Annotated in this window: 1 protein-coding gene; it reads left to right on the top strand. The window is 73.1% G+C overall.

All coding sequences use genetic code 11. The annotated features are described in order from the left end of the window. Positions 1-32: 32 nt before the first annotated feature. A complete protein-coding gene (gene argB, locus OF117_RS22040) occupies positions 33-1058 on the top strand; it encodes an acetylglutamate kinase (protein WP_263555003.1) in 1026 nt (341 codons plus the stop codon). The last annotated feature ends 80 nt before the right edge of the window (positions 1059-1138 follow it).

Genomic DNA, 1138 nt, shown 5'->3' with positions numbered 1-1138 from the left:
GCCTACGTGCACGAGAACTCGGCCTACTCCACATGAGCACCGACACCACCGCCGCCGGGCACGGCCATGACCGCCAGGACCCGACCCCGCCCGACGTCCCGCTCGACGTGACCGCGCCGAGGAAGCGCATCGGCACCCGTCGGGTGATGCGCACCTACGACCCGGAGGGCGACCGGCGGAAGGTCGAGGTCCTCACCGGCGCGCTGCCGTGGCTGCGCGAGTTCCACGGCAACGTGGTGGTGATCAAGTACGGCGGGCACGCCATGGTCGACGACGGGTGCCGCCGCGCCTTCGCCGAGGACATGGTGTTCCTGCGGACCTGCGGCATCCTCCCCGTCGTCGTGCACGGCGGCGGCCCGCAGGTCAGCGCCATGCTCACCCGCCTGGGCATCGGCAGCGAGTTCCGCGGCGGCCTGCGGGTGACCACGCCCGAGACGATCGACGTCGTCCGCATGGTGCTCACCGGCCAGGTCGGCCCCGACATCGTCGGGCTGATCAACCAGCACGGTCCGATGGCCGTGCACCTCTCCGGCGAGGACGGCGGTCTGTTCACCGCCCGGCGGACCACGGCCGTGGTCGACGGCCGGCCGGTCGACATCGGCCTGGTCGGCGACGTCGCCGCGGTCGAGCCCACACCGGTCACCGCGCTGCTCGAGGCGGGGCACATCCCGGTGGTCGCCAGCGTCGCCCCGGACGCCGACGGCGTGGTCCACAACGTCAACGCCGACACCGCGGCCGCGGCCCTGGCGGCGGCCCTCGGCGCGGTCAAGCTCGTCGTGCTCACCGACGTCGAGGGCCTCTACGCGGACTGGCCTCACCGGGAGTCCCTCGTCCAGAAGATCGACACCCGCGAGCTGGCCGAGATCCTGCCGACCCTCGACGCCGGGATGATCCCGAAGATGGCGGCCTGCCTGCGCGCGGTCGAGGGGGGTGTGCGCCGGGCCACCGTCGTCGACGGCCGCACCCCGCACGCCCTGCTGCTGGAGATGTTCACGACCGAGGGCACGGGCACGATGGTCGTGCCGGCTCTCCCGGCCGAGGAGGAGGCGAGGGCATGAGCGCTGGCACGACGCACACCGACGAGCTGGCCCGCCGCTGGTCGGCGGTGATGATGAGCAACTACAGGACCCCGCCGGTC

This window comes from Geodermatophilus sp. YIM 151500 (genome assembly GCF_025716945.1).
Taxonomy (GTDB): Bacteria; Actinomycetota; Actinomycetes; order Mycobacteriales; family Geodermatophilaceae; genus YIM-151500.
This window is presented reverse-complemented; position numbering and strand designations above follow the sequence as displayed.

What these genes read in the sequence shown, in the direction of transcription:
- argB (WP_263555003.1), top strand. Translation starts at nt 33, where the DNA reads ATGAGCACCGACACCACCGCCGCCGGGCACGGCCATGACCGCCAGGAC.